At 74.0% G+C, this 20,084-nt stretch carries 18 protein-coding genes and 1 riboswitch; of the genes, 7 read left to right on the top strand and 11 right to left on the bottom strand.

The annotated features are described in order from the left end of the window. Positions 1–20 precede the first annotated feature (20 nt). Together V1258_RS07070 and V1258_RS07065 are read right to left on the bottom strand one after the other, a co-directional pair. Complete coding sequence (locus V1258_RS07070) at positions 21–1,448, bottom strand: threonine/serine ThrE exporter family protein (protein ID WP_329747441.1); 1,428 nt, start codon at positions 1,446–1,448, stop codon at positions 21–23. 28 nt (positions 1,449–1,476) lie between these two features. Beyond that, a complete protein-coding gene (locus V1258_RS07065; RefSeq protein ID WP_329747440.1) occupies positions 1,477–1,767 on the bottom strand; it encodes a DUF3017 domain-containing protein in 291 nt (96 codons plus the stop codon). 82 nt (positions 1,768–1,849) lie between these two features. Between V1258_RS07065 and aspA the strand changes: the two genes are divergently transcribed. After that, a complete protein-coding gene (aspA, locus tag V1258_RS07060) occupies positions 1,850–3,418 on the top strand; it encodes an aspartate ammonia-lyase (RefSeq protein WP_329748990.1) in 1,569 nt (522 codons plus the stop codon). 87 nt (positions 3,419–3,505) lie between these two features. Here the strand turns inward: aspA and ppk2 are convergent, their stop codons facing one another. The 3 genes from ppk2 to purN all read right to left on the bottom strand — a co-directional run bounded on the left by ppk2 (position 3,506) and on the right by purN (position 6,797). Beyond that, the gene (ppk2, locus tag V1258_RS07055) at positions 3,506–4,411 is read right to left on the bottom strand and encodes a polyphosphate kinase 2 (RefSeq protein ID WP_329748989.1); all 906 of its coding nucleotides are present in this window, start codon (positions 4,409–4,411) and stop codon (positions 3,506–3,508) included. 79 nt (positions 4,412–4,490) lie between these two features. Beyond that, positions 4,491–6,116, bottom strand: coding sequence for a bifunctional phosphoribosylaminoimidazolecarboxamide formyltransferase/IMP cyclohydrolase (gene purH, locus V1258_RS07050; protein ID WP_329748988.1), 1,626 nt, complete (start codon positions 6,114–6,116; stop codon positions 4,491–4,493). 35 nt (positions 6,117–6,151) lie between these two features. After that, a riboswitch (ZMP/ZTP riboswitch) is annotated at positions 6,152–6,228 on the bottom strand. Then, positions 6,225–6,797, bottom strand: a complete 573-nt coding sequence (gene purN / locus V1258_RS07045) for a phosphoribosylglycinamide formyltransferase (RefSeq protein ID WP_329748987.1) — start codon at positions 6,795–6,797, stop codon at positions 6,225–6,227. It overlaps the preceding riboswitch by 4 nt. A gap of 75 nt (positions 6,798–6,872) precedes the next feature. On the opposite strand from purN, the gene V1258_RS07040 reads away from it, so the two are divergent. Beyond that, positions 6,873–7,283 (top strand): hypothetical protein, encoded by a 411-nt coding sequence (locus tag V1258_RS07040; RefSeq protein WP_329748986.1) that lies wholly within the window; start codon positions 6,873–6,875, stop codon positions 7,281–7,283. Here the strand turns inward: V1258_RS07040 and V1258_RS07035 are convergent. Then, complete coding sequence (locus V1258_RS07035) at positions 7,261–8,829, bottom strand: cell division protein PerM (RefSeq protein WP_329748985.1); 1,569 nt, start codon at positions 8,827–8,829, stop codon at positions 7,261–7,263. The genes V1258_RS07040 and V1258_RS07035 overlap by 23 nt on opposite strands. Before the next feature lie 97 nt (positions 8,830–8,926). Between V1258_RS07035 and V1258_RS07030 the strand changes: the two genes are divergently transcribed. Then, the gene (locus V1258_RS07030; RefSeq protein ID WP_329748984.1) at positions 8,927–10,231 is read left to right on the top strand and encodes an isochorismate synthase; all 1,305 of its coding nucleotides are present in this window, start codon (positions 8,927–8,929) and stop codon (positions 10,229–10,231) included. On the opposite strand, the gene V1258_RS07025 is transcribed toward V1258_RS07030, so the two are convergent. From V1258_RS07025 to V1258_RS07010, 4 genes are all read right to left on the bottom strand, one after another. Then, on the bottom strand, positions 10,192–11,550 hold the full coding sequence (locus V1258_RS07025) for a S1C family serine protease (RefSeq protein ID WP_329748983.1): 1,359 nt from the start codon (positions 11,548–11,550) through the stop codon (positions 10,192–10,194). The two genes, V1258_RS07030 and V1258_RS07025, sit on opposite strands and share 40 nt — an antisense overlap. Before the next feature lie 14 nt (positions 11,551–11,564). After that, positions 11,565–13,238 (bottom strand): 2-succinyl-5-enolpyruvyl-6-hydroxy-3-cyclohexene-1-carboxylic-acid synthase, encoded by a 1,674-nt coding sequence (menD, locus tag V1258_RS07020; protein WP_329748982.1) that lies wholly within the window; start codon positions 13,236–13,238, stop codon positions 11,565–11,567. A 14-nt stretch (positions 13,239–13,252) separates the two neighbouring features. Next, on the bottom strand, positions 13,253–14,230 hold the full coding sequence (locus tag V1258_RS07015; RefSeq protein ID WP_329748981.1) for an o-succinylbenzoate synthase: 978 nt from the start codon (positions 14,228–14,230) through the stop codon (positions 13,253–13,255). A gap of 156 nt (positions 14,231–14,386) precedes the next feature. Further along, on the bottom strand, positions 14,387–15,682 hold the full coding sequence (locus tag V1258_RS07010; RefSeq protein WP_329748980.1) for a DUF4352 domain-containing protein: 1,296 nt from the start codon (positions 15,680–15,682) through the stop codon (positions 14,387–14,389). A 230-nt stretch (positions 15,683–15,912) separates the two neighbouring features. On the opposite strand from V1258_RS07010, the gene V1258_RS07005 reads away from it, so the two are divergent. From V1258_RS07005 to V1258_RS06995, 3 genes are all read left to right on the top strand, one after another. Beyond that, a complete protein-coding gene (locus V1258_RS07005) occupies positions 15,913–16,881 on the top strand; it encodes a 1,4-dihydroxy-2-naphthoyl-CoA synthase (RefSeq protein WP_329748979.1) in 969 nt (322 codons plus the stop codon). Position 16,882: 1 nt separating this feature from the next. Next, positions 16,883–18,268, top strand: coding sequence for an AMP-binding enzyme (locus V1258_RS07000; RefSeq protein WP_329748978.1), 1,386 nt, complete (start codon positions 16,883–16,885; stop codon positions 18,266–18,268). 229 nt (positions 18,269–18,497) lie between these two features. Next, complete coding sequence (locus tag V1258_RS06995; RefSeq protein ID WP_329748977.1) at positions 18,498–19,382, top strand: 1,4-dihydroxy-2-naphthoate polyprenyltransferase; 885 nt, start codon at positions 18,498–18,500, stop codon at positions 19,380–19,382. Between the two features lie 14 nt (positions 19,383–19,396). On the opposite strand, the gene V1258_RS06990 is transcribed toward V1258_RS06995, so the two are convergent. Further along, positions 19,397–19,714, bottom strand: a complete 318-nt coding sequence (locus V1258_RS06990) for a DUF4229 domain-containing protein (RefSeq protein WP_329748976.1) — start codon at positions 19,712–19,714, stop codon at positions 19,397–19,399. Between the two features lie 45 nt (positions 19,715–19,759). On the opposite strand from V1258_RS06990, the gene V1258_RS06985 reads away from it, so the two are divergent. Further along, positions 19,760–20,080, top strand: a complete 321-nt coding sequence (locus V1258_RS06985) for a PLD nuclease N-terminal domain-containing protein (RefSeq protein ID WP_329747424.1) — start codon at positions 19,760–19,762, stop codon at positions 20,078–20,080. Positions 20,081–20,084: the final 4 nt, after the last annotated feature.

The following is a 20,084-nucleotide window of genomic DNA, read 5'->3' as shown; positions in this document are numbered from 1 at the left end:
GGCGTCGGCCAGTGTAGCCGTCAGCGGCCCTCGCCCTCGTCCTCGAACAGGGCCGGGTTCAGGGCCGTCATCTCCCCCGTCATCGTCGACGGCTCGATCACCGGGGTGCCGCGGCGGCGGGAGCGTCGCGAGCCGAGCGTCAGCCGCCGACGGCGCAGGGTCGTGAACGGGGAGGAGATGCTGGGGGTGTAGGCGATGCCCGAGCGGCGGAACAGCGGCAGCGCCCGGGAGGCGAGGAGCTGGCCCAACACGGCGCCCGCGGCGATCCCGACGGCGATCTCCCCCGCACCGAAGAGCTCGCCGATGCCGCCCATGACGTCGTCCCCGAGGGCGAGCAATCCGCGGTAGATGAGGCTGCCGGGCACCAGCGGGATGATCCCGCCCATCACGAACAGGAGCGCGGGGGCGCGCAGCCGGTCGCCGAGCACGGCGGCGAGGGCGCCCGCCCCGAAGGCGACGATCGCGACCACGTACACGCGCTCGAGCGCGAGGGAGGTGAGCAGGTGGGCGACGAGCCCGGAGACCGCCGCGACGACCGAGATCCAGGGCAGCACCCGCCACGGAACCTGGGTGCCGACGCCGTACCCCAGGCCCATCCCGACCCCGGAGACGATCACCACCAGCACGGTGGTGAGCGACAGCGGCATCGAGGCGCTCACCGAGATGTCCGCCCCGATCAGATCGGCGAGGAGCATCCCGGCCCGGACCCCGGCGACGATGCCGACGGTGAGCATCAGCGTCTCGAGGATCCGGCCCGCCGCGGTCACGTACCAGCCGGTGACGGCGTCCTGCACGGCACCGATCGAGGTGAGCCCCGCGAGCTGCACGATGATGCACGAGACCACCACGATCGAGGAGTTCACGCTCGGGTTCACGAGGCTCACCAGCACCGCCGCGAAGACCGCGACGAAGCCGCCGAGGGCCTGCGCGTAGAACAGCGGGATGTGCCGGCGGGCGAGGACCTCCATCGCCGCGATCAGCAGGCCGGCGGCGAGGGTCGCGGTGATCACCACCAGGGTGCCGGCGCCGAAGCTGAGCGCGGCCGCACCGCCCATCATCGCGAAGCCGGCGACCACGAGCGGCAACCGGTAGGCGGGCGGCGACTGCGGGATCGCCTCGACCTGCCGTCGCGCCTCCTCGAGGCCGATCGCGCCGGTGATGTACCCGTGGGTGACGTCCTCGAAGGCGGCCAGGCGCGCGAAGTCCTGCACGCGCGCGCTCGCCGAGCGCACCCGGGTGAAGGGTGTCGAGGTCTCGTCGGTCAGGTACGAGATGGTGATCTCGTCGAAGGTGACCTGGACGGAGACGTTGCGCAGACCGGAGGAGCTGGTGATCCGCAGGACGGTCGCGGTCACCTCGGAGGCGGCCGCACCGTTGGTCAGCAGCCCCTCCCCGATCCGCATGGCGAGGTCGAACACGGCATGGAGCCGGGTGGAGGAGGTGGGCACGGATCGATCGTGCCACACCCGCGAGGGCTCAGAGGTTCGGGGACAGCGAGAGCACGCCCACGCCCACGGCGAGCAGCAGCAGCACGCCCACGTCCACCGCCCGGTGCCGCACCGCGAGCGCCCCCACGGCCCGCACCGGCAGCAGCGCCCGCGCGGCCGCGAGACCCACCAGCAGGGCGGACAGCATCGCCCCGGCGATCGGCACGGACCACAGCGCGCCGACCGCGACGATCACCGCGAGGGCGGGCAACGCGATCGCGAGGACCGTCTGGCGCCGGAACGCAGCGCGCAGGGTGAACGGGGAGCGATCAGTCGGCACGGGCCCATGCTACGGGCAGGGGCGGCTACGCTGGCCGCGGCCGGCAGCGCCGTCGGCCCCCGCCCCGATCTGGAGGAGCCCCATGACCACCCCCGGAGCGACCCGCCTCGAGCACGACCTGCTCGGCGATCGCGAAGTGCCCGCCGACGCGTACTACGGGGTGCAGACCCTGCGCGCCCAGGAGAACTTCCACATCACCGGGGTGCCGCTGGCGCACTTCCCCCGGCTCATCGAGGCCCTCGCCCAGGTCAAGCGCGCCGCCGCGCGCGCGAACCACGCCCTCGGCGCCCTCGACGGCGAGCGCGCCGCCGCGATCGAGCAGGCCTGCGCCGAGATCGCGGACGGCGCGCTGCACGAGCACTTCGTGGTCGACATGATCCAGGGCGGGGCCGGGACCTCGACGAACATGAACGCCAACGAGGTGATCGCCAACCGCGCGCTCGAGATCCTGGGGCGGGAGAAGGGCGACTACGCCCACCTGCACCCCAACAACCACGTGAACCTGGCCCAGTCCACCAACGACGTGTACCCGACCGCGGTGCGCCTCGCGATGATGCTGTCCTTCCCCGCGCTGGCCGACGCGATGGACCATCTCATCGGGACCCTGCGCGCGAAGGGCGAGGAGTTCTCGCAGGTGCTCAAGATGGGCCGCACCCAGATGCAGGATGCGGTCCCGATGACGGTCGGCCAGGAGTTCAACGCCTGGGCCACCACCATCAGCGAGGACGTCGAGCGGCTGACCCGCACGGCGCGGCTGTTCCGGGAGATCAACCTGGGCGCGACCGCGATCGGCACCGGCATCACCACCGACCCCCGCTATGCGCAGCTCGCCGCGAAAGAACTCTCGGAGATCACGGGCCAGCCCTTCGTGGTCGCCGCCGACCTGGTGGAGGCCACGAGCGACACCGGGGCCTTCGTGACCTTCTCCGGGGTGCTCAAGCGCATCGCGGTGAAGATCTCGAAGATCTGCAACGACCTGCGGCTGCTCTCCTCGGGCCCGCGAGCCGGCCTCGCGGAGATCACCCTGCCCGCGGTCCAGCCGGGCTCCTCGATCATGCCGGGGAAGGTGAACCCGGTGATCCCCGAGGTCGTCAACCAGGTCGCCTTCGAGGTGATCGGCAACGACCTCACCGTCACCTTCGCGGCCGAGGGCGGGCAGTTGCAGCTCAACGCCTTCGAGCCCGTGATCTGCTACAACATCCTCGAGTCGACCCGGATCATGACCCGCGCGATGAACACCCTCGCCGATCGCTGCATCGCCGGGATCACCGTGAACGAGGACGTCCTGGAGGACTACCTGCACCGCTCGATCGGGGTGGTCACCGCGCTCGTGCCGGTGATCGGCTATGCCGCGGCGACCGACATCGCCTCCACCGCGCTGCGCACCGGGCGCCCCGTGCGGGAGCTGGTCATCGAGCGGGGTCTGCTGGACGAGCGCCGCCTCGAGGGCCTGCTCTCCCCCGCCTCGATGACCGCTCCCGTGCGCCCCACCGCGACCGGCACCATCCCCGCGCTCCTCGCCGAGGAGCTCGACTCCGGCGAGGTCGCCCCGCCGCCCGGGTCGGGCGCCGGGACCGCCGGGGCCGCGCAGAACGCTCAGGACGCTGAAGACGCTGAGTCTGCCCACGACGCGGAGCACGGCACCGTCTGAGCCGCGCCCCGGAGACGCCGACGGGCGGCACCCACTGGGGGTGCCGCCCGTCGGCGGTTCAGCGCGCGGCTCGACGCGCGGAGGGCCTCACTCGTCGGCCGCCTCCTGCTTGCCGCGCATGACGAGCTTCGGATCGGGCTGGCCGACGACCTCGTGGTCCTTGCCGTCGTACTCGAACTGCGAGAGGAAGTAGCGCATGGCGTTCAGGCGGGCGCGCTTCTTGTCGTTGGAGCGGATGATCGTCCACGGGGCGTAGCGCTTGTCCGTGCGACGGAACATCTCCTCCTTGGCCTGCGTGTACGCCTCCCAGCGGTCGAGGGACTCGAGGTCCATCGGGGAGAGCTTCCAGCGGCGCACCGGGTCCAGCTGACGGATCGCGAAGCGGGTCCGCTGCTCCTTCTGGGAGACGGAGAACCAGAACTTCGTGACGTGGATGCCGGAGTCGACGAGCATCCGCTCGAAGTGCGGGACCTGGTTCATGAAGGTCTCGTACTGTTCGGGCGTCGCGAAGCCCATGACCCGCTCGACCCCGGCCCGGTTGTACCAGGAGCGGTCGAAGAGCACCATCTCGCCCGCGGTCGGCAGGTACTGGATGTAGCGCTGGAAGTACCACTGGCCGCGCTCGCGGTCGCTGGGCTTGTTGAGCGCGACGGTGCGGGCGGTGCGCGGGTTCAGGTGCTCGGTGAAGCGCTTGATGGTGCCGCCCTTGCCGGCCGCGTCCCGCCCCTCGAAGATGATGATCGCCTTCTGATCGTTGTCCTCGAGCCAGTACTGGTACTTCAGCAGCTCGACCTGCAGGTGGTACTTCTCCCGCTCGTACTCGTCGCGGTCCATGCGCGTGTCGTACGGGTAGCCCTCCTGCCAGGTGTAGACCGGGTTGCCCTGGGGATCGATGAGATCCGGATCCGGGGTGTGCCCGTCGGCGACCGTGTACCCCTCCTCGCGCAGGTGCTCGATGTACTCGCGCAGGGACTGGTTGTCGGGGATCTTCACGGTCTCTCCTCCATGGGGTCGCGGGATGTCGGCGCGAGCGTAGGGTCCTTCGGTGGCCGGGGGGTGAACAGGGCTGCGGTCAGTGGGCGAAGTGGCGGGTGCCCGTGAGATACATCGTGACTCCCGCGGCGCGGCAGGCTTCGACGACCTCCTCGTCGCGGATCGAGCCGCCGGGCTGCACGATCGCGCGCACGCCAGCGTCGAGCAGGATCTGCGGACCGTCGGCGAAGGGGAAGAAGGCGTCGGAGGCGGCGACGGCGCCGCGAGCCCGCTCGATGCCCTCCCCGCCGAGGGTGTTGGCGCGGGTGACGGCCAGGCGGCAGGAGTCCAGGCGGTTGACCTGGCCCATGCCGATGCCGACGGCGGCGCCGCCCGCGGCGAGCAGGATCGCGTTGGACTTCGCGCCGCGCACCGCGCGCCAGGCGAAGGCGAGGTCGGCGAGGGTCTCCGCGTCGGCCGGCTCGCCGGCGGCGAGGGTCCACTGCGCGGGATCATCGCCCGCGGCATCGATCGCGTCGGCGTCCTGGACCAGGGTGCCGCCCCAGATGTGGCGCACCTCGAGACCGGTGCGGGGACGGTCCTCGACCTGCAGGATGCGCAGGTTCTTCTTGGTGCGCAGCAGCTCGAGGGCGGCGTCCTCGTAGCCCGGGGCGAGGATGACCTCGGTGAACACAGGCTTGACCTGCTCGGCCATGGCGAGGGTGACGGGCCGGTTCGCGGCGATCACGCCGCCGTAGGCGGAGACCGGGTCGGTCGCGTGGGCGGCGGCGTGGGCGGCGGCGATGTCGGTGCCCTCGGCGACGGTCGCGATGCCGCAGGGGTTGTTGTGCTTGACCACGGCGACGGCCGGGGTGTCGAAGTCGTAGGCGGCGCGCAGGGCGGCGTCGGCGTCGACGTAGTTGTTGTAGCTCATCGGCTTGCCGCCGAGCAGCTCCGCGCCCGCGAGACCGGGGGTGTCCGCGTCGGAGACCGCGAGGCGGGCGCGCTGGTGCGGGTTCTCGCCGTAGCGGAGGGTCTGGGTGAAGCCGTAAGCGGCGGCGTCCTCGTCGGAGAGGTCCAGCAGGTTCGGCTCGGCGTCCTCGCCCTCGCCGGACTCCTCGTCCTCGGAGAGCCGCGCGGTCATCCACTCGGAGATGGCCGTGTCGTAGTCCGCGGTGACGGTGAAGGCGATCGCGGAGAGCTCCTGGCGCTCTGCGAGGGTGAAGCCGCCCGCCGCGGCGGCCCGGGCCGCGTCGGCGTAGCCCTCGGGCTCGACCACCACGGCGACGCTCGCGAAGTTCTTCGCGGCACCGCGCACCATGGAGGGGCCGCCGATGTCGATCTTCTCGATGATCTCGTCGAAGCTGCCGCCCGCGGCGACGGTGTCGGAGAACGGGTACAGGTTCACGACGACGAGGTCGAAGGGGGCGATGTCGTGCTCGGCGAGCTGGGCGCGGTGCGTCTCGAGGCGCTGGTCGGCGAGGATCCCGCCGTGGACCCGCGGGTGCAGGGTCTTGACGCGGCCGTCGAGCATCTCCGGGAAGCCTGTGACGGTCTCGACCTCGGTCACCGCGATCCCGGCGTCGCGGACGGTCGCGGCGGTGGAGCCGGTGGAGACGATCTCGGCGCCGGCGTCCGCGAGGGCGCGGGCCAGGTCGACGATGCCGTCCTTGTCGTAGACGGAGAGCAGGGCGCGGCGGATCGGGCGACGGTCGGTGGCGGTCACGAGGGCTCCTCGGTCAGGTGTGCTGCGGTCGTTGCGGTGGACACCCAGGCGGTCGATGTCCACGTGATCACTCCCCGGTGGTCTCCCACCTGCGCCAGTCGTGTGCGCTCAGGGTATCGCGGTCAGGCGGCGCACCACGTCGACGAGCAGCGGCTGCTCGGCGGCCTTGATGCGCTCATGGAGGGTCTCCTCGGTGTCGTCCTCGAGGACCGGGACCGCCACCTGGGCGAGGATCCGCCCCGTGTCGACCCCGGCATCGACCTCGATCACGGTGGCGCCGGTGATCTTCACGCCGTGCGCGAGGGCGTCGCGGACCCCGTGCGCCCCGGGGAAGGAGGGCAGCAGCGCCGGGTGGGTGTTCAGGAGACGGCCGCCGTAGGCGTCGAGCAGGGGGGCGCCGACGAGCTTCATGAAGCCCGCGAGGACTACCAGCTGCGGATCGTGCGCGGCGACGGCCGCGGCGAGCGCCCGGTCCCACGAGTCCCGGTCCGGATGGTCGGCGAGCGCGACGATCTCGGTGGGGATCCCCGCGGCCCGGGCGTGCTCGAGGCCGACAGCCTCCCGGTCGGCGAGAACGCCGACGACGCGGAACGGTGCATCGGGCTCGCGCGCGGCGCGCAGCAGAGCGGCGAGGTTCGAGCCGGTGCCGGAGATGAGGACGACGACGGGGGTGCTGGTCACCCGTCCAGGGTAGTCCGGGAGCCGGCCGTGCCGCCGGGACGGGCGACTCCCGGACCGGACGGGCAGAATGGGGCGATGAGCGAGCAGCCCCCGCGCCCCCCGGACCGTCCCCTCGAGCGGCATCGTCGACTGCTCGCCGCCCTCACCGTGGCGATGCTCGCCTCCTGGCTGCTGATGATGGCGCCGCTCCCGTTCGCGCTGGGGTCGGGGCTGACCGGGCTCGCGGCGCTCGTGCTGCTGGTGCTGCTGTCGATCGAGGCCTTCCGCCGCCGCCGGATCGGCCTCGGCGTGCTGGGCCTGGTGGTGGGCGTGCCGGCGACGTTGCTGATCATCGCGGGCGCGGCGATCTCGGCGCTCTTCTACCAGCCCCTGGCCGAGCTCGAGGCGTGCCGGGCCGAGGCGATCACCGAGCAGGCCCGCGCGGCCTGCACCGCCGAGGGGCAGGACGCGATGATCAGCTGGGTCAGCTCCGTGGTGGGCGGCTGAGCTCGTCCTCGCCCGGGGAGTCCGGGCTCGCCGCGGCCGGGGACGGGGACGCGGGCGAGGCGACGGTTCCTGCGGAGGCCGGGGACGGGGGCGCGGGCGAGGCGACGGTTCCTGCGGAGGCAGGGGTCCGCGCCGATCCGGCCGACGCCGGCGACTCCGGACTCGCCGCCGCCCGCCGCGGCAGGCGGGCGGCGAGGGCTCCGCGGACCCGCTCCAGGCGGGAGGCGGCACCGCCGTCGGCCCCGGACCCCGCGGTTCCGCCCGCGGAGCGGCGCTCCTCCCCCGTGAGCTCGGCGCGCTCGGCGGTCTCGGCCCGCTCGACGCGCTGACGCAGCCAGGGGATCAGGCCACTGCCGAGCACCCCGATCACGAGCACCGTCGGGACCAGCACGATCAGGGCGAGCGGCAGCAGCAGCTCGTCGAGCACCGGGCCGAGATGGCTCAACCGGCCCTCGCCGATCCCTCCCGTGGCCAGGCCCACGATGAGCACTGTCCCCACGAGCACCGCCACGGGGTAGCCGATCCACGCGGTGACGCGCTCGCGCCAGGGCAGGTCCTCGAGGTCGCGCACGAGGCGCACCGCGCCGAGGACCACCGGCACGGCCGGCAGCACGATCAGCCCCCAGACGGCGTCCGGGAAGTCGCCGGGCTGCGGGAGGGCGCCGAGCATCGGGAGCGCGGGCAGCACGCCGGTCTCCGCGCCGTCGAGCGAGATCCCCGTGGACGTGCCGAGCTCGACGGTGCCGCCGGAGAGCACCACGAGCGCCCACACGGCGAGCAGCGGCAGCAGGGCGAGCTGGATCAGGGACAGCACGAGCCCGCCGACGGGACCCGGGTCGAGCTGGGCGAAGAGCGCGGACTGCGCCGGGACGGACAGCAGGAGCATCACCAGCACCGTCGCGAGTCCCAGGGTGAGGAGGCCGGCCACCGCGAACAGCGTGGCGCGCGCCACCGAGCCCCAGGGGCGGGGCAGGAGTTCGAGCACCCGCACCCCCGGCACGGTCGCCGTCGCCTCGCGGCGCAGCGACCACAGCAGGCCCGCGAGCCCGCCGAGCATCGCGACCATCGCCCCGGACACCAGGGCGGAAGGGAGGACCGGGCTCACCAGGGCGCTGCGAGAGATCGCCGCCACCAGGGCCAGGCCGATCGCGTAGACGAGGACGTAGAGGCCGAGCGCGCCGCCCGCATCGCGCAGCGCCCGATCGCGCAGCACCCCGTCCTCGCGCACGAGCAGCAGCGCGCGGCCCACGCGCCGCATCCCGGCGGCGCAGAGCACCACGAGCAGCAGGAGCAGGCCGAGCGGTGTGAGGGTGACGGCGCCGTCGATCGCACCCGTGGTCAGCACCAGGCCGCCGCCGTGGCCGAGCACGAGGAGATTCAACGCGATGAGGATCGCATCGAGGGCGGTCGCGGACGAGCGGGTGGCGACGACCTGCGCGGCGAGCGCCGGCACGACCACGAGGGCGAGGGCCGTGCCGAGGGACACGATCGCCGCGAGCGCTCCCCGGACCAGGGGTGTCGCGATGCTCTCGGTCTGACTGCTCACGCACTGCTCCTCGAACGCCCACTGCACACGGTCCGCGGCCTTCGCCGCCGCCCCATGGTCGCACCTCCCGACCCCTGGGTGCCGCATAATGACACGGATGTCCGACCACAGCCCGAGCCCCACGATCCTCGTGCGCACCGTGCGCCTCGAGGAGGACGTCGACCTGCTCGGCCACCTCCCCCGCGGGCTCACCGGGGCGTGGCTGCGCCACGGGCAGGGAGTGGTCGCGATCGGGTCGACCTGGTCGGTGCAGACCACCGGCCCCCACCGCTTCGGCGCCGCCAGCTCGGCCTTCCGCGCGCTCGCGGCGACGGCCCGCGTCGACGACGAGGTCCGCACCCGCACCTCGGGCCTGATCGCGCTCGGCTCCTTCTCCTACGCCGCCGGCTCGCCCCGCCCCTCGACGCTGCTCGTCCCCCGGGCCGTCCTCGGGGTGCACGACGGCGAGGCGTTCCTCACGGTCACCGCGATGGGCGAGGAGCCCTCTCTGCCCACCTCGTGGCGGGACCTGTTCCCCTCGACCCCCGTCGGCCCACTCGGCGACGGCGAGGACCTCGAGCTCGAGCCGGACCACACGCCCGACGAGTACCAGGCCCTGGTGCAGGAGGCGGTCGCGGAGATCGCGGCCGGCCGCGCCGGGAAGATCGTGCTCTCCGAGCGGACCACCGTGCGCTCGGCCACCCCGCTCGAGCCCGCGCTGCTGCTCGCGCGCCTGGCGCGCGCCTATCCGAGCACGTGGGTCTACCACCTCGAGGACGTGATCGGGGCCAGCCCCGAGATGCTCGCCCAGACCGAGGACGGCCGGGTGTTCTCCCGCGTGCTCGCCGGCACCCGCCCGGTGGCCGACGACGGCGAGCTCGACGAGGCGGACCGTCGCGCCTTCCGCGCCGACGCCAAGGAGCTCTCCGAGCACGCCTACGCCGCGGATTCGGTGGTCGAGCGCCTCGTCGACCTCGCGGAGGACGTCGAGGTCTCCCCCGAGCCGTTCGTGCTCCGCCTCCCGGGGCTGGAGCATCTCGCCTCGGACGTCACCGCCCGGTTGCGCAACGGCGTGACCAGCCTCGATGTGGCCGCCCGGCTGCATCCCTCGGCGGCCGTCTCCGGCACCCCGCGGGAGCAGGCCGACGCGATCATCGAGCGCCTCGAGCCGCACGACCGCGGCGGCTACGCCTCCCCCGTCGGCTGGATGGACGCCGACGGGGACGGGCAGTGGGCGATCGCGCTGCGGATGGCGCACCTGCGCGGCCCCCACGAGCTGGTGCTCCAGGCCGGCGGCGGTCTCGTCGCCGCTTCCGATCCGGTCTCCGAGCACGCGGAGGTGCTCGCCAAGTGCCGGCCGATGCTGCGCGCGCTGCGCGGGGATCAGGCCGAGCGGGATCCGAGCGTGACCTCGAGCGTCTGAAGCTCGTCCTCGCGCAGCACGGTGAGGGTGTGGGTGCTGCCCACCTCGAGGCCGCGGACCACCCCGGTCAGCGCCGCGGCGCTGCCGACGGGCGTGTCGTCGACCCGGGTGATCAGGTCCCCGTCGCGCAGATCGCCGGCCGCGGCGGGGGCGTCCGGTTCGAGCGCCACCACCTCGGCACCGCGATAGGTGGTCTCCCCCACCGTCGCGCTGCCGTCGGTCGTAGTCACGCCGAGATAAGCGTGATCGGCGGAACCGTTCTCGACGAGCTGCTCGGCGATGAGCATCGCCGTGTTCGAGGGGATCGCGAAGCCGAGCCCGATCGAGCCGGCCTGCCCCTCGCTGTTCGGGATCCCCGCGATCGCCGAGTTGATCCCGATCACCTGCCCGGAGGCGTCGACGAGGGGACCGCCCGAGTTGCCGGGGTTGATCGCAGCGTCGGTCTGGATCGCCGAGGTGTAGCTGGTGTCGGCGCCGGAGGGGTCCTCGCCGGTCGCTGTCACCGGGCGGTCCACCGCGGAGACGATGCCGGTGGTGACGGTGTTCTCCAGCCCCAGCGGGGTGCCGAGCGCCATCACCGGCGCTCCCACCTCGACGGTGGAGGAGTCGGCGAAGGTCGCCGGGACGAGATCGTCCGGCGGGGAGAGGAGGCGGATGACGGCGAGATCGGTGGAGGTGTCGGAGCCCACCAGCTCCGCCTCGTAGCTGAGTCCCTCGCTCGTGGTGACCTGGATCCGACTGCCGCCGGAGACGACGTGCTCGTTGGTGAGGATCGTGCCGGCGGACTCCAGCACGATGCCGGTGCCCTGGCTGGTGCCGCCCTGGGTCGCGACCTGGATCGAGACCGCGCTCGGGGAGAGCTGCTCGGCGATCGCGGTCCAGTCCGGGTCCTGCGCGGTCGAGGCGGAGGCGACCGGGCTCGCCGTGGCGCCGTCGGTCGGGGCGGACGCGGTGGTCGGGGCCGGTTCGTCGGCGAACAGCTCGTCGTAGGCGATGACCCCGCCGAGCGTCGCCCCGCTGGAGAGGATCATGCCCGCCGCGACGAGTCCCACGACGCCGCCCCATCCCGGACCGCGGCGCCGCGGAGCGGGGGCCGGGGCGGGGGCAGAAGCAACGGCAGAAGCAGCGGCCGGGACCGGGCTCAGCGGCTCGGTGTCGGGGGCGGGTCCCGGGGTGGGGACCGGGCTCAGCGGCTCGGTCGCGGGGCCGACGGGCTGCTGCCACGTGGCGGGCTGCTGCGGCTGCAGCGGCGGCGTGGGCTCCGGCTGCGCCTCGGGCCTGGGCTGGGGCTGCGGGGCGGGCGGGGTCAGGTCGTCCATCGGCTCACCTTCGACTACGTGTTCCTCGGGTCCGGTGCGGACCCTTCTCGGACAACCAACACCCGCAGACCCTGTGCGGGCTGTACCAGAGCTGTGCGCAGGCTGTCGACGTCGACCCGGTGCGCCTCGGCGCCGAGGGCACGGGCCGCGGCGGCGAGGTCCGTGCCGTGCGGGGTGGTGAAGAAGCGGCGCAGCACCTCGGGCGGGGCGGCGGCATGCTCGAGGCCGCCGAAGATGCGGCCGCCGTCGTCGTCGACGACGATCACGTCGAGGTCGGGCCGCACCTCCTCGGGTCCGATGATCTGCCCGGTGAGGTCGTGGAGGGCGGTGAGGTCGCCGAGGAGCACGCGCACCCTCCCGGGGGTGTCCCGGCGCGCGAGGGACAGCCCGCCCGCGAGGGACACGGTGCCGTCGATCCCGGCGAGGCCGCGATTCGCGAGAACCCTGGCCGCGGTGGGGCCGGCGTGCTGGTCGAGGTCGCGGACCAGGCTCGAGGAGCCGAGCACCAGCACGTCCTCGGCGCCGCTCGCCTCCCACACGGTGAGCGCCGCACGTGCCTGCCAGGTCGGTCCACCGGCCGGGAACCGCTCCGCGGCGGCCCGCTGCCAGGCGTCACGGAGCGAGGGACCGTCGGCGGGGACCCGCTCGCCCCGGGCGGCGGGGACGACGAGGCGGGCGCGCCGGGCGGCATCGGCGAAGTCGGGGTGCCGGTCCACGACGATCACCTCGACATCCTCCGCGCCGAGCAGCCCCCCGAGCACCGGCCGGGAGAGCGTCGGGTGGCCGAGGACGATCGCCCGCTCGGGCCGCAGCGGATGCTGCGGATCGGCCATCACCTCGGCGAGCAGGGCGGGATAGCCGACGACGAGGCTGTCGCCGCCGCGGGCGCCGGAGCTGGGCTCGGCCAGCAGCGGGAGGTCGTGCTCCTCGGCGAGGGCGCGGGCGGCGGGGCCCGCGCCGTCCCCCGCGACGACCACGGTGCGAGAGGACACCGGCACCGGCTGCGGCGCGGGGGCGGGAGCGGGGAGGCGCCGAGTGAGCACGAGGGACGGCCGCTTCCCCGGGGCGGGGGCCTGCTCGGGACGCGGGGTGAGCGGGTCCCGGAAGCCGAGGTTCACGTGCACGGGCCCGGGATGCTCCCCGGTCGCGGCGGCGTGGGCACGGGCGAGGGTGGAGACGACGGTGCGCAGCTCGGCGTCGGTGGCCGCCGCGGCCGTGGGGGCGGGCAGATCGGCCCGGAAGCGCACGAAGGGGCTGAACAGTCCGGTCTGCACCGTGGTCTGGTTCGCGCCGGTGCCGCGCAGCTCGGCGGGCCGGTCGGCGGTGAGCAGCAGCAGCGGGATGCGCGAGTGGTGAGCCTCCATCGCGGCGGCGAGGAGATGCGCGGCGGCGGTGCCGGAAGTGGTGAAAACGGCCGCGGGATGCGCCGCATCGTGGCGGCCGACGCCGAGGGCGGTGAAGGCGGCGGCCCGCTCGTCGATCCGCACGTGCGCCCGGATCCGGGTGGCGATCGGGGCGGCGGCGAGCGCGTAGACGAGCGGGGCGGAGCGGGAGCCGGGGGCGAGCACCGCCTCGCGCACGCCGAGCTCCGCGAGCGCCGTCCACAGGGCCGTCGCGGCATCCACCGCCCCGGAGCCGGTGGGGACGGGGGCGGGGATCACGGCATCGGGGACGCGGGGCTCGGGCATGGGATGAGCGTAGGTCAGAGCAGGTCCGCGCAGTCCGCGAGGCGCTGCTCCCAGGCAGCGGCGAGCGCCGGCGGGGCCGCGTGGCGGGTGAGCAGGTCCTCGTCGGGGACGGGCCTATCGACGGGGATCCGGCCGTCCCGGGCGCGGAGCGGGTCGGCGACGAGGTCGCCGGTGAGCAGGGTCGCGGTGCCGAGCCCGCAGGCGTGCTCGAGGCGCGGGAGCGCGGCGGCGAGCGCGAGCCCGGCGGAGAGGCCGAGGCTCGATTCGATCGCCGAGGAGACGACGACGGGCAGCCCGGCCTGCTCGGCGAGCTCGAGGCAGCGCCGCACTCCGCCCAGGGGCTGGACCTTCATCACCAGCAGGTCGGCGGCCTCGGCGCGGGCGACGCGCAGCGGGTCCTCGGCGCGGCGCACCGACTCGTCGGCCGCGATCGGCACGTCCAGCTCGCGGCGGAGGGTCGCGAGGTCCTCGAGCGCCGCGCAGGGCTGCTCGGCGTACTCGAGCCCGCCGGCGGCCCGGTCCAGGAGAGGCAGGGCCGCGCGGGCCTCGTCGAGGGTCCAGGCGGCGTTCGCGTCGATCCGGATCCGAGCGGAGGGGCCGAGGGAGTCCCGCACCGCCTCGAGGCGGGCGGCGTCGGCGGCGAGATCGCTGCCCGGATCGGCGACCTTGACCTTGGCGGTGCGGGCCCCGCCGACGCGGGCGATGCGCGCGGCGAGAGCCGGCTGGACGACGGGGATCGTGGCGTTGACCTCGATCTCCTCGCGCAGCGGCACGGGCCGCTCGAGGGTCGCGTCCTCGAGCGCGGCACGCAGCCAGGCAGAGGACTCGGGGGCGTCGTAGTCCCAGAAGGGTGAGAACTCGGCCCAGCCGGCGGGCCCGTGCAGGAGCAGTCCGTCGCGCACCTCGATCCGGCGGAAGCGCGTGGTCATCGGGATCGCCCAGGCGTGGGCGCGATCGATGCCGAGGTCGCGGAGCGGGGCGGGGATCTGCATGGGCGGGGGCTCTCCAGGGTCCGAGGGCGGGCTCTCCAGGCTAGCCCCGCGGAGGGTCCGGGACGCGGTGCACCCTCCGGGACGGCGCGCATCCTCCGGGACGGCGCGCACCCTCCGTCCCGGTCCGGGGCGGAGGGTGCGGGCGGGGCGGGTCCGTCAGGCGACGGAGACCACGGCGGTGTCACCGAACCAGCCGGGGGTCATCTCGAGGGTGCTGATGGCCGCGCCCTCGGGGATGTCGAACACCAGCACGCCGGTGTAGGTGTTGCCCGGGTTGACGCTCTCGAAAATCAGCGCGTCGTCGTGATACCAGGCGTCGTCGGAGGTCGAGTACTCGACTCCGTCGCCGACGAGCACGAAATCGTTCGAGAAGGCAGTGATCTCGTCGGATCCGGCGTTCTGGATCTCGACGGTGACCAGCACGAACTCTCCCTGCGGCTCCGCGCCGAAGTACTCGCCGCCGACCGAGTTCACCCCTCGCTCGACCGAGGTGACGGTGAGCTGGACGTCATCGGCCTGGACGACCTCGCCGATGCCGGCGACGGCGGGCGCCGCCTCCTCGGCCGGGGCCTCTTCTTCGGCCGGAGCCTCCTCCGCTGCGGGCGCGTCCTCGGTCGCGGCGGCGTCCTCGACGGGCGCCTCCTCGGCCGGGGCATCCTCCTCGGCGGCGGGCTCCTCGGCCGCAGCCTCCTCGGCCGCCTCCTGCTCCACGACCTCCTCGGCCACGACGGGATCCGGCTCGGGCGACGCGGAGTCGGATCCGGCGCCCACGACGGTCCCCTGGAAGATGAGGCTGAGGAGGACCAGCACGCCGGTCACGATCCACGCCATGACCTTGTACCGGTCGCGGTCCGCGAGGGGGCGGCCGTACTTGTCGCGGCTCGCTCCGGCGAGGTGCAGGATCACGTCGATCAGCGCCCAGATGCCGCAGCCGCCCAGGGTGAACAGCTTGCCGAGACCGAGACCCACCTGGCCGAGGTAGAAGCGGTCCACACCGAAGATGCCCAGGAAATAGGAGAGCAGCCACGTCACCAGGAAGGACTTCTGGGGCTCGCCGATCGGGGCCTGGCCCGGCAGGGGCTGCCCGCCCGGGACCGCCGCCCAGGTGGCCTGCGCGGCGGCGGGTGCCACGTACGGGCTGGCCGCTGCGGGAGCCGGGTACGGGCTCGGCGCGGGGTGCGGGGAGGGTGCCGGCTGCGGCGAGCCGTAGGGCGACGGCGAGGCGCCGTACGGGGACGGCTGGGTGCCGTAGGGTGCCGGCTGCGGAGCGCCGTACGGCGACTGCTGGGCGGCGTACGGCGACTGCTGCTGCGGTGCGCCGTACGGGGACTGCTGCGCCCCGAAGGGCTGCTGGGGAGCGCCGTGCTGCACGCTCTGCCCGCCCGGAGCGGACGGGGTGCCGTGGGAGTCACGGGGATCGACTCCCTGGGGCGAGGTCGGACCAGTGGTCAACTCGTCTCCTGGATGTTCACGAAGGGGGATGGACCTCCCGACCGGGAACCGCACCCGTGCGGCACCCGTTCGAGCTGTCGAGGACGACCCTAGGAACGGGGTGCGACAGACGAGCGGGACCTTCGGCGTCGGACCGCGCCCCGCGGTGCTCCGCGCGGGGCGGATGTGACGAGCGTCCCTGCGCAGCAGGCCCGTCGGCCGCCCTCCCGCCGCGGACTACCCTGACCCTCATGACCTCCGCGCCCGACTCCCCCCGCCCGGTCTCCGACCTCTTCGACCCCTCCCGCTGGCGTGCGGTGAGCGCCGCGGAGCTCGGCGGGCCGGAGCTGGCGGACCTCACCTACCACCGGGCCGTCGACCCCGCCGGCACGGACCTGCCCACGGTGCGGATCGCCTTCGACCGGCCCGAGGTGCGCAACGCCTTCCGCCCGCGCACCGTCGACGAGCTGTACCGCGCCCTCGACCACGCCCGCCTCGACCCGGGCGTCGGCGTCATCCTGCTGACCGGCAACGGCCCCTCCCCCAAGGACGGCGGGCACGCCTTCTGCTCGGGCGGCGACCAGCGGATCCGCGGCCGCTCCGGCTACGAGTACGCCGAGGAGGAGGCGCTCGAGGACACCTCGGCGGTGCGCACCCGCTCCGCCGGGCGGCTGCACATCCTCGAGGTGCAGCGCCTGATCCGCACCATGGGCAAGGTCGTCATCGCCGTCGTCAACGGCTGGGCAGCGGGCGGCGGCCACTCGCTGCACGTGGTCGCGGACCTCTCGATCGCCTCCCGCGAGCACGCCCGCTTTAAGCAGACCGACGCCGACGTCGGCTCCTTCGACGGCGGCTACGGCTCCGCCTACCTCGCCAAGCAGGTCGGCCAGAAGCGGGCCCGGGAGATCTTCTTCCTCGCCGAGGAGTACTCCGCGCAGGACGCCTACGACTGGGGCGCCGTGAACCGCGTCGTCGACCACGCGCGGCTCGAGGATGAGGCCCTCGCGATGGCGGCGACCATCGCCACGAAGTCCCCGCAGGCGATCCGCATGCTCAAGTTCGCCTTCAACCTCGCCGACGACGGCCTCATGGGCCAGCAGGTCTTCGCCGGGGAGGCGACGCGCCTGGCCTACATGACCGACGAGGCCGCCGAGGGCCGCGACGCCTTCCTGGGCAAGCGTGCCCCCGACTGGTCGCCCTTCCCCCACCCGCAGGGCTGAGATGAGCGCGCCCCCGACGCCGGGCGACGCCCTGCCCTGGATCACGCCCGCGCCGTACGACGCCTTCGCCGCCTCTCTCACGGAGCACGTCGCGGCGGTCGGCGCGATGATGGCCGGCCGCGCCCGCCTCTGGCTCGGCCCGTTCCCGGCAGCCGAGCAGCTGCCCGCGGGCTTCGAGGAGACGGCGCTCGTCGTCCCCACCTCGGGATCGACGGGGGCGCAGAAGGCCGTCGCCCTGAGCCTCGCGGCCCTGCAGGCCTCGCAGGACGCGACCGCGGAGCATCTCGCCGGGCGCTCGGCCGGGACCGCAGGTGGGCACGGGTTCTGGTTGCCGCTGCTGCCGCCGACCCATATCGCCGGCGTGCAGGTCCTCGCGCGCGCCCATCGCACCGCGCAGGTCCTCGGCCTGTCGGCCCCTGCCCTCCCCGATCCGCTGCCCGACCTGCGCGGCCACTTCGACGCGGAAGCCTTCGTGCAGCTCGCCGAGCCCGCCCTCGCGCAGGCCGAGCACGCGGGACTCCCCGCCTTCACCTCGCTCGTCCCCACCCAGCTGACCCGGCTCGTCACCGGGGCTACCGGCGCCGACGCCGAGGCCCGCTCCCTGCTGAAGCGGTTCGCGGCGGTGCTCGTCGGCGGTGCCGCGACCGCTCCCGACGTCCTCGCCCGGGCCCGCGGCCTGCGCCTGCCCGTGCGCACCACCTACGGCTCCTCCGAGACGGCGGGAGGCTGCGTCTACGACGGCCGCCCCCTGCCCGGCGTCGAGCTGTCCCTCGACACCGCGGGCGGGTCGGGAGCATCGGGCGAGGCGGGCCGGGCGGACGAGCCGGTCGCGGCAGTCGCGCCGGGGGCGTCGGGGGCGTCGGGGGCGTCGGGGGCGTCGGGGGCGTCGGTCGCGGGACGGCTGCGGATCGCCTCCCCCACGCTCGCGCTCGGCTATCTCACGGCCGACGGCGGGGTCGACTCCTCGGCGTTCTCCGGGACCTCGCCGCGGCGGCTGGTCACCTCCGACCTCGCCGAGATCACCGCCGACGGCACGCTGCGGGTCCTCGGCCGCGCCGACGACGTGATCGTCACCGGCGGCCGCAAGGTCCTCCCCCAGGACGTCGAGCGCGCGATCGACCGCTCCCTCATGCTCCACGGACTGGTCCGCGCCGCGGTGGTGGTGGGCGTGCCCGATCCCGAGTGGGGCGAGCGGATCGAGGCGCTCGTGACCTTGGAGGATGGCGCCCGCGCCGAGGAAGCCACCGCCCTGGTCCGCTCCGCGCTGCGCACCTCCGAGGTCCCCGCGCACATGATCCCCAAGCGGGTGCACGCCGTGGACGAGCTGCCGCTGCTGGGCATCGGCAAGGTCGACCGCGCCGCTGCGCGGCGCATCGCCCGCGGCTGACCGGGCCGGCGACCTCGGGGATCCGCTCCCTCGCCCTCCAGGACTCACACCGCCGCGCCCCTCCCCCCGGCACGCCCAGAACGGCTGCACACCGGGGGGAATCCGGCTCCCATAAGCCCTACTCTGCATCGCTTCCGCGGCGAGGCGAGGGGTACGGCGAGCGCGCGGGAGGGCGGCGTAAGCTCTACGGGGCCGAGTCCCGTCGGCCGCGGACCTCCGAAGGAGCACGATGGCCAGCTGGTCTCAATGGGTGCAGGGCGCCCGCCCCCGCACCCTCCCTGCCGCTCTCGCCCCCGTCGCCGCCGGCACCGGGGCCGCGATCTGGCAGCTGGAGACCGTCCACTGGCCCACCCTGCTGCTCCGCGCGGGGCTCGCCCTTCTCGTCGCCGTGTCCCTGCAGGTCGGCGTGAACTACGCCAATGACTACTCCGACGGGATCCGGGGCACGGACGACGAGCGCGTCGGCCCCTTCCGCCTGACCGGCTCGCGCGCCGCCGCCCCGGCCGCCGTGAAGCGGGCCGCCATCGGCGCGCTGGCCCTGGGCGCCCTCGCGGGAATCGTGCTGATCATCCTCGCCCGACTCTGGTGGGCGCTGCCCGTGGGCGTCGCCGCGGTCGCCGCGGCCTGGTTCTACACCGGCGGGAAGCGACCCTACGGCTACCTCGGGCTGGGCGAGCTGTTCGTCTTCGTGTTCTTCGGCCTGGTCGCGGTGAACGGCACCGCCTACGCCCTGACCGGGTCCTTCACCTGGGTCGCGCTGCTGTGCTCGATCGCGATCGGGCTGCTGGCCGTCGCGATCATGCTCACCAACAACCTGCGCGACATCCCCACCGACCGCGAGAGCGGCAAGATCACCCTCGCCGTGCGTCTCGGCGATCGCGGCACCCGCTGGGCCTTCTCCGCGGCGGTGCTCCTGCCCTTCGCGCTGATGGTGCCGGTGATGGTCGTGCAGTGGCCGGTGCTGCTCGTCCTGCCGGCGCTGCCGCTCGCCCTGCTGCCCGCGCGCGTGGCGCTCTCCGGGGCGGAGGGCAGGTCGCTCATCCCCGTGCTCGGCGCCGCCGGCCGTCTCGAGCTGGTGTTCTCGCTGCTGCTGCTCGCGGGTCTCGTGCTCTGAGCCCCCTGCGCTGACTAGTCCCCCGCCCCGGCCTTGCGAGCGTCCTGCTCGTCGTCGCGGGAGTCCTCCGCCTCGTCGAGGGCGGCATCCTCGGCCTCGGCGTCCTCGTCTCGGACCGGGCCGCGGCGTTCGACCCGCGCCTCGTCGGCGGCCTGCAGACCCGCCGCGGCGTTCTCCCGCACCCTCCCGAGGAACAGGAACGAGATCATCATGGCGATGAGCACGGCGAGGACCCCGGCGAGCATCACGCCCACGCCCGCGAGGGCGAGCAGATACCACAGCACCAGCCACAGGGCGATGCGGATCAGGGCGTAGCCGAGGACGTTGCGCATGGGGACCAGGGTATTGCTCCCAGCCCGAGAACCTAGACTCGCTGCATGCTCCGCGGAATCTCGGTCGTCCTCTCCATCGCGCTGACGATCTTCGCCCTCGCGGACTGCGTGCAGACCACCGACGACAAGGTCCGCGGCATCCCGAAGTGGGCGTGGATCGTACTCATCGTGCTGATTCCCTGGGTCGGACCGCTCACCTGGCTGTTCGTGGGCAAGGAGCGCCCGTGGAACACCCAGCCGCCGCGGCGCAGCGGCCCGCTGGCGCCCGACGAGGACCCCGACTTCCTGCGCCGGCTCGACGAGGACATCCGCCGGGAGCGTCGCGAGGGGCGCTCGCGGGGCGAGGACGGCTCCTCCTCCGAGTGACCGC

The sequence above is a fragment of the Brachybacterium sp. J153 genome, from assembly GCF_036311905.1.
Taxonomy (GTDB): domain Bacteria; phylum Actinomycetota; class Actinomycetes; order Actinomycetales; family Dermabacteraceae; genus Brachybacterium.
The sequence above is the reverse complement of the archived record's forward strand: the minus strand, read 5'-3'. Positions and strand labels throughout refer to the sequence as shown.

Coding starts and splice junctions, on each gene's coding strand:
- aspA (WP_329748990.1), top strand. CDS start 1,850: ATGACCACCCCCGGAGCGACCCGCCTCGAGCACGACCTGCTCGGCGAT.
- V1258_RS06990 (WP_329748976.1), bottom strand. CDS start 19,714: ATGCGCAACGTCCTCGGCTACGCCCTGATCCGCATCGCCCTGTGGCTG.
- V1258_RS06995 (WP_329748977.1), top strand. CDS start 18,498: ATGGCCAGCTGGTCTCAATGGGTGCAGGGCGCCCGCCCCCGCACCCTC.
- V1258_RS07000 (WP_329748978.1), top strand. CDS start 16,883: ATGAGCGCGCCCCCGACGCCGGGCGACGCCCTGCCCTGGATCACGCCC.
- V1258_RS07025 (WP_329748983.1), bottom strand. CDS start 11,550: ATGGACGACCTGACCCCGCCCGCCCCGCAGCCCCAGCCCAGGCCCGAG.
- V1258_RS07015 (WP_329748981.1), bottom strand. CDS start 14,230: ATGCAGATCCCCGCCCCGCTCCGCGACCTCGGCATCGATCGCGCCCAC.
- V1258_RS06985 (WP_329747424.1), top strand. CDS start 19,760: ATGCTCCGCGGAATCTCGGTCGTCCTCTCCATCGCGCTGACGATCTTC.
- V1258_RS07030 (WP_329748984.1), top strand. CDS start 8,927: ATGTCCGACCACAGCCCGAGCCCCACGATCCTCGTGCGCACCGTGCGC.
- V1258_RS07040 (WP_329748986.1), top strand. CDS start 6,873: ATGAGCGAGCAGCCCCCGCGCCCCCCGGACCGTCCCCTCGAGCGGCAT.
- menD (WP_329748982.1), bottom strand. CDS start 13,238: ATGCCCGAGCCCCGCGTCCCCGATGCCGTGATCCCCGCCCCCGTCCCC.
- V1258_RS07005 (WP_329748979.1), top strand. CDS start 15,913: ATGACCTCCGCGCCCGACTCCCCCCGCCCGGTCTCCGACCTCTTCGAC.